7 protein-coding genes are annotated in these 6721 nt (G+C 57.6%); 1 reads left to right on the top strand and 6 read right to left on the bottom strand.

All coding sequences use genetic code 11. The features are described from left to right. Window positions 1-778, bottom strand: a 778-nt coding sequence (locus ACTRWH_RS02920) for an EamA family transporter (protein ID WP_462825866.1), incomplete at its 3' end; no start/stop codon positions are given. A gap of 237 nt (window positions 779-1015) precedes the next feature. Here ACTRWH_RS02920 and ACTRWH_RS02915 point away from each other — a divergent pair. Next, entirely contained in the window at window positions 1016-1963 is a 948-nt protein-coding gene (locus ACTRWH_RS02915; RefSeq protein ID WP_075194667.1) for a LysR family transcriptional regulator, read from the top strand. A 14-nt stretch (window positions 1964-1977) separates the two neighbouring features. Here the strand turns inward: ACTRWH_RS02915 and ACTRWH_RS02910 are convergent, their stop codons facing one another. Genes ACTRWH_RS02910 through ACTRWH_RS02890 form a run of 5 tightly spaced genes read right to left on the bottom strand, consistent with a single transcriptional unit; the run spans window position 1978 to window position 6591 of the window. Then, the gene (locus ACTRWH_RS02910; protein WP_007155124.1) at window positions 1978-2904 is read right to left on the bottom strand and encodes a branched-chain amino acid ABC transporter permease; all 927 of its coding nucleotides are present in this window, start codon (window positions 2902-2904) and stop codon (window positions 1978-1980) included. A gap of 4 nt (window positions 2905-2908) precedes the next feature. After that, on the bottom strand, window positions 2909-3799 hold the full coding sequence (locus tag ACTRWH_RS02905; RefSeq protein WP_036211490.1) for a branched-chain amino acid ABC transporter permease: 891 nt from the start codon (window positions 3797-3799) through the stop codon (window positions 2909-2911). A gap of 45 nt (window positions 3800-3844) precedes the next feature. Further along, on the bottom strand, window positions 3845-5062 hold the full coding sequence (locus tag ACTRWH_RS02900; RefSeq protein WP_462825864.1) for an ABC transporter substrate-binding protein: 1218 nt from the start codon (window positions 5060-5062) through the stop codon (window positions 3845-3847). 31 nt (window positions 5063-5093) lie between these two features. Then, complete coding sequence (locus ACTRWH_RS02895; RefSeq protein ID WP_041332967.1) at window positions 5094-5813, bottom strand: ABC transporter ATP-binding protein; 720 nt, start codon at window positions 5811-5813, stop codon at window positions 5094-5096. Beyond that, the gene (locus tag ACTRWH_RS02890; protein ID WP_007155128.1) at window positions 5803-6591 is read right to left on the bottom strand and encodes an ABC transporter ATP-binding protein; all 789 of its coding nucleotides are present in this window, start codon (window positions 6589-6591) and stop codon (window positions 5803-5805) included. The genes ACTRWH_RS02895 and ACTRWH_RS02890 overlap by 11 nt, the downstream gene beginning before the upstream one ends. Window positions 6592-6721: the final 130 nt, after the last annotated feature.

Here is a 6721-nt window from a genome sequence, read left to right as displayed (position 1 = left end):
ACCAGAGGTCCGGCACTTCGGAGAACCAGACCCAGCCAATGCCGACTGCCCAGATCAGGCCGGTGTATTCGGCGCTGGTCACCTGGTTGGCATCCACCTGCTGGTAGGCCAGCAACACGGTGATGTTGTAGCCCAGAATAAACAGGGCAGATCCCAGTGCACTGATAAGTATGGAGCTGTCCCAGGCGGCGCCTTCCCATAAGGCCAGTGCGCCGGCGGCCGGGATGATCAGCGCGTAATTCAGGAACAGCTTGTGAACGGTGGACTGCTGCTTCGGCAGTTTACGAACCATGACGGCGTTGATGGCCAGTGCAAAGGCGGAGGCCAGTGCGGCGATGGCCGCCCAGTTGAATTCTACTGGCCGCAGGATAACGACGATGCCGCCAAATCCGCTGAAGACGGCAAAGACGCTCAGCGGGGTCAGCTTTTCCCGGAACAGCATGACGGACAGCACCATGACCAGGATGGGAGCTGCGTAGAACACGGCGTTGGCGGTGGCCAGCGGCAGATTGCCGAGGGCAACAACCATGCACAGGATGCCAGCCAGGTGTATGTGGGCCCGCACGGCGTGGACCTTGATACCGGAAAACAGGTGTTTCCGGTTGAGTTGGCCGGCCAGGGGCAGTAGCAGCAACAGGGTGATGACGCAGCGCAGGAAGGCAAACTGGAATACGGGGGCGCCGGGTTCCAGCAGTTTGATGAACACATCGCTGATCAATGCCATGGCGTTGCCGATCACCAGCAGAAGGATTGCACTGTTTACGGTTTTGCCTGACATGATTTCGGCTCCTCTTGGTTTTGCTCCGACATCGGAGTTGTCGCCCTGCACACCACCCTTTCCAAAACACGCTCCTTCGGCACATTCATGTGACGCTTGGACTTCGCCATCCATGGCTCCGTACAGTTTTGGAAAGGGTGGTGTGCAGGGCTCCCTGAATCTTGTGATGGTGAGTCTAGTGGTGTATTACTATCCGATAAAATGATCTTTAATCACTTATCATTAGAAATTTAGATAATGAAGCTTCCACCTCTCAAAGCCCTACCCGTCTTCGAAGCCGTTGCCCGGCTGAACAGCTTTTCGCTGGCGGCGGAGGAGCTGGCGGTCAGTCAAAGTGCGGTCAGTCACCAGATCAAGCAGTTGGAAACCTATCTCGGTGAGAAACTGTTCTGGCGCAGTGGCCGCACTCTGACGTTGACCGACGAAGGCCGGCAGTATCTGGATGGCGTGGGGTCGGCGTTGTTGCAGATAGAGCGGGTAAGTGAGCAGTTGCTGGGCCATGAGGAGTCGCGGTTGCGGCTGTCGGTGTTCAGTTCATTTGCGGTGCGCTGGCTGGTGCCGCGGTTGCCGGATTTGCAGCGGGAGTATCCGCAACTGGATCTTTCCCTGGAGATGAGCAGTGAGAACCCGGTGCTGTCCGACCGGGTGGCGGACTGTTTTATCACCATCAAGCCGTCTTCCGCGGCATTCAGTTATGAGTTGCTGTATACCGAGCGGCTGTTTCCGGTGTGCAGCCAGGATTACTGGCAGCGCATCCGTCGGGAACTGGGCCGGGATTCAGAGGTTGAGGGAAGGGATGAGCCAGAGTTGTCGCCAGAGGAGGTGTCACGGTTTCCGTTGCTTTCTACCCACAGCATCTTCGACAAGGCGGCCGGTGACTGGGAGGCCTGGTATCGGGCGGTGGATCAGAAAATTCCCGGTACGGCGCGGATACAGCATTTCAGCCACATGTTGCTGGCTCTGGAGGCGGCCCGTTTTCATCAGGGCATCGCGCTGACCAACGATTACATGCTGAGCACACGGCAGGATTCCGGCGATTTTGTCCGTTTGCCCAGTCACTCGGTGATGACGGGCGACAAGTTCTATTTCGCCTGGAAAACCAGCCGTCGGCGGGAGCGCGGATTGCAGGTGTTGCGTCGCTGGCTGGTGGATGAGGCTATCCGCGGCGGCTTGCGGGGCGAGTAACGAGCCCCGGCGGCCTATTTATCCGCTTTTTTCTTCAGCAGCCGATGCTGTATTTCACCGACAATGCCGCGGCGGAATACCATCACGCAGACGACGAACACAGTCCCCAGGATCACCTGTACCCAGGAGCCGAATGCCGACAGTTCATGGCTCAGGGCGCCGACGGTAATCGCACCCAGTACTGGCCCGAATATGGTGCCAAGGCCTCCCACCAGTGTCATCAGGATGACTTCCCCGGAGGTTTGCCAGTGCGCGTTGGTTAATGCCGCAAACTGGAATATCACGGCTTTTGTGGCACCGGCGGTTCCGGCGAGTGTGGCGGAAATGATAAACGCCAGTAGCTTGAAATGGTCGACGTCGTAACCGAGCGAGAGTGCTCTGGATTCGTTTTCCCGGATGGCCTGGAGCACCTCGCCAAAGGGGGAGTTGATGGTTCGGTGGATAATGGCGAAACCAATCATGAATACCGCAAACACAAAGTAGTACATGGCGATTTCGTTGTTGAGGCTGATGAAGCCGAAGAGTTCGCCACGGGGAATGCCCTGGAGACCGTTTTCACCTCCGGTGAACGGCATCTGAAGCGCCAGAAAGTAGATGATCTGCGCCAGCGCCAGGGTCACCATGGCAAAGTAGATGCCCTGTCGGCGGATGGCGAGGAAACCGAATATCGTGCCGAGAATCAACGCAAATCCGGTGCCGGCAAGAATGCCGAATATCGGCCCGAATCCCCACTCTTTGGTCACATAACCGGTGATGTACGCGGCACCGCCGAAGAACGCGGCGTGCCCGAACGACAACAGGCCGGCGTAGCCGAGCAGCAGGTTGAAGGCGCAGGCGAAGAGCGCGAAGCACAGCAGGTCCATCACAAAGACCGGGTAGGCATAGAAGGGCGCGCCAAGGCCGGCGACCAGCATGATGATAAACAGAACGCGGTTGATCATGGCCTTACTTCTCCTTACCGAATAAGCCCGCAGGGCGGAACAACAGCACCAGCACCATTAGGAAGAAGATCACGGTGCTGGCCGCTGGCGGGTAAAACACTTTGGTAAGGCCCTCAATCAAGCCCAGCGCAAGTCCGGATAGAATGGCTCCCATAATCGAGCCCATGCCGCCGATCACCACGACGGCAAACACGACGATGATCAGGTCCGCTCCCATTAACGGGCTGACCGAATAGATCGGCGCGGCCAGTACACCTGCCAGGCCGGCGAGTCCGGCCCCGAAGGCGAAGGTGAGGGTGATCATCAGTGGCACATTCAGGCCAAATGCCTGGGTCAGGTCCGGGTTCTCGACACCGGCGCGCAGCCGTGAACCCAGCTTGGTGTGTTCGATGACGTACCAGGTGGCAAAACAGACCACCAGCGAGAAAATGATGGCGAACAGTCGGTAGGTCGGGAAGTACATGAACCCGAGGTTTACTACGCCACTGAGGCTCTCCGGTTGCCCGGGATAGGGTGTGCCGGAGACGTTGAAGTAGTTGGCAAACAGGCCCTGCAGGATCAGCGTGATACCGAACGTCAGCAACAGGCCATAGATGTGGTCAAGGTCATAGAGACGCTTGAGCATGAAGCGTTCAATGGTCACCCCCAGAATACCGACGATCACGGGCGCCACCAGCAGTGACGCCCAGAATCCGATCTGAAGGCTGATACCGAACCACTGCTCCAGCAGAGAGTAGCCAATCAGTGCGATAAAGGCACCCAGCATGTACATGGCACCGTGGGCAAAGTTGATGATATTCAGCAGCCCGAATATCACCGCGAGCCCGAGACTCAACATGGCGTAGAACACACCCACATTCAGCCCAAGCAGCGCCTGGGCCAGTATGACCTGCATCGACACGTTGGCTATCTCCCCTGAAGCAGTGGTTAATCGGTGTGGTTAGTTAACCAGCGAACACTTGGTGTCTTCCAGCGAGATGTAGGCCTGATCCGCAGGGATCTTCGAGACTACCCGCAGCAGGTCCCATTCCTCACTGGCTTCGTCCGGCTTCTTCACTTCCACCAGATACATGTCGTGGAGCATGGAGCCGTTGGGCAGAATCTTGCCCCCTTTCACGAACATGTCGTTAAGGGTCATGTCGCCCAGTTCGGCACGAACGGTATCGCTGTCGTCAGAACCGGTGGCTTTGACTGCTTTCAGGTAATTGGTGACCGCCGAGTAAACGCCGGCATGAACCATGGTGGGCATGGCGTTGTGGCGTTCATAGAAGCGGCGGGACCAGGCTTCGGTCTCGTCGTTCTGGTTCCACACGAAGGCCGTGGTGAACTGCAGGCCCTGGGCAATGTCCAGCCCCATGCTGTGGACGTCGGTGATGAACACCAGCATGCCGGCCAGTTTCTGTCCGCCCTGCACGATGCGGAACTGGTTGGCCTGTTTGATGGCGTTCACTGTGTCCTGGCCGGCATTGGCCAGGCCAATGACATCGGCTCCGGAAGACTGGGCCTGGAGCAGGTAGGAGGAGAAATCGTTGGTGGACAGTGGCGCATTGACGTTACCGACCACCTCGCCACCGAGACTTTCCACCACGGCGCCGGTGTTGTCCCGCAAAGAGTGGCCGAAGGCGTAATCGGCGGTAATGAAGAACCAGCTTTCACCGCCGTTCTTGACCATCGCCGTAGCAGTACCAACCGGCAACGCGTGGGTGTCGTAGACGTAGTGAATACCGTAAGGCGTGCACTGTTCTTCTGTCAGTGCTGTGGTGCCGGCGCCGGTGTTCATAGTGATGATTTTCTTGTCGTTGGCCAGGCCCTGAACGGATAAGGCAACGGATGAGTTGTCGAGTGCGGTGATCATGTCGACTTCGTCCGCATCGATCCATTCCCGGGCGGTACTGGCGCCGATATCCGGTTTGTTCTGGTGATCCGCTGAAATAATCTCAATGGGTTTGCCCATCACCGAACCGCCAAAATCCTCGACCGCCATTTTGGCGGCAGTCACCGCGCCCGGCCCTTCGAGGGCCTTGTAAACGCCGGACATGTCACTGAGGACACCGATTTTTACTTTTCCGTCGGTCAGCTCGGCCGCTGCCGTGAGGGGCATTGCCAGGGTAGCCGCTGCCACGGCGCCTGCCAGTCCAGATTTCCAGTGCTTGAACATGGTGGGATTCCTTTTGTTATTAGATTCGGGTTCAGACACTCAGGTGCCTGTTCAACTGCTCTTTCTTGGCCTCGAGATCGGCCGCTTCTATCTGCTCAACCACTCGTCCGTGCTCAATCACATAGTGTCGGTCGGCCAGCGGAGCGGCAAAGCGGAAGTTCTGCTCAACCAGAATGATGGTGAATCCCCGGTCACGCAGTTTGCGGATGACATCATCCAGGGATTTGAGGATAACCGGCGCAAGCCCTTCGGTGATCTCGTCCAGTAACAGGAGATTGGCGCCGGTACGAAGGATGCGGGCAATGGCCAGCATCTGTTGCTCGCCTCCGGAGAGCTTGGAGCCCTGGCTTTTGCGGCGCTCTTCAAGATTCGGGAACATTTTGTAGATCTCGTCCGCGGACATCCCGCCATCGGCCACCACTGGGGGCAGCTCCAGGTTCTCGTCCACGTTGAGAGACGCAAAAATCCCCCGCTCCTCGGGGCAATACCCCAGCTTGCCAACGTGGGCAATGCGGTGGGTGGGCATGTTGATGATTTCGGTGCCGTGGATCTTGATGGAGCCGGTGCGTTTGCTGACCAGCCCCAGAATCGACTTGAGCGTGGTCGTGCGTCCGGACCCGTTGCGGCCAAGCAGGGTAATTACCTCGCCTTCCCGCAGAGTCAGATCGAGGCCATGGAGAATGTGGGATTCGCCGTACCAAGCGTGAAGATTCTCGATTTTGAGCATTTCCGGGCGTTGATCAGGCTGCATCGGTGGTTCCCATGTAGGCTTCCATGACGGCGGGGTTGGTCGATACCGTGTCGTAGTTGCCTTCAGCCAACACCTCCCCGCGGTTCAGGACGGTGATGGTGTCGGCCAGCGTGGACACCACATTGAGGTTGTGCTCAACCATCACGATGGTTCTGCCATCCACCACCTTGCGAATCAGCTCGGTGACCGTGCCTACGTCCTCTGAACTCATGCCCTGGGTGGGTTCATCAAGCAGCATGAGCCTGGGTTTGAGTGCAATGGTGGTGGCAATCTCCAGCGCCCGCTTCTGTCCGTAGGCGAGTTCCACCGCCTTGGTATCGGCAAAGGGCCCCAGGCCGACCTGTTCCAGGGTGGCCTGCGCTTCTTCATTCAGTTGATCAAGAATTCGTACCGGCCGCCAGAAGTGATAGGAAATGCCCAACTTGCGTTGCAGGGCGACCCGAACGTTCTCGCGGGCAGACAGGTGGGGAAATACCGCCGAAATCTGAAAAGAGCGAATCAGCCCCTGCTGGGCAATACCCGCGGGGCGTGCGTTGGTAATGTCTTTGCCAGCGTAGATAATCTGCCCGGCGCTGGGCTTGAGGAATTTGGTCAACAGGTTGAAAAACGTCGTTTTGCCGGCCCCGTTCGGGCCTATCAACGCATGTATGGAGCCTGTCTTGACGTTGATGCTGACGTCACTGATGGCGGTAAAGCCTTTGAAATCCTTGGTCAGGTTCCTGGTTTCAAGGATGGTTGAGGATGGTTGTGTCTGCTCGCCTACAGCCTGCTCTTCCACGGAAAGACACCCCTTTCAATTCAGGTGAGCGGCGCTGATGCCGCGTGTTTTTATTCGTTGTTGTGACAGCTGGTTTTTTGAAAGGTCGCAAATACAGCTATTTGAACCGACATTCAGTAATAGTTGGCGA

The organism is Marinobacter sp. G5_S1_61_S3, from assembly GCF_054968585.1.
The sequence above is the reverse complement of the archived record's forward strand: the minus strand, read 5'-3'. Positions and strand labels throughout refer to the sequence as shown.

Excerpts from the sequence above, each read along its gene's own strand:
- ACTRWH_RS02895 (WP_041332967.1), bottom strand. The coding sequence starts at position 5,813 with ATGCAGCCTGATCAACGCCCGGAAATGCTCAAAATCGAGAATCTTCAC.
- ACTRWH_RS02915 (WP_075194667.1), top strand. The coding sequence starts at position 1,016 with ATGAAGCTTCCACCTCTCAAAGCCCTACCCGTCTTCGAAGCCGTTGCC.
- ACTRWH_RS02900 (WP_462825864.1), bottom strand. The coding sequence starts at position 5,062 with ATGTTCAAGCACTGGAAATCTGGACTGGCAGGCGCCGTGGCAGCGGCT.
- ACTRWH_RS02905 (WP_036211490.1), bottom strand. The coding sequence starts at position 3,799 with ATGCAGGTCATACTGGCCCAGGCGCTGCTTGGGCTGAATGTGGGTGTG.
- ACTRWH_RS02910 (WP_007155124.1), bottom strand. The coding sequence starts at position 2,904 with ATGATCAACCGCGTTCTGTTTATCATCATGCTGGTCGCCGGCCTTGGC.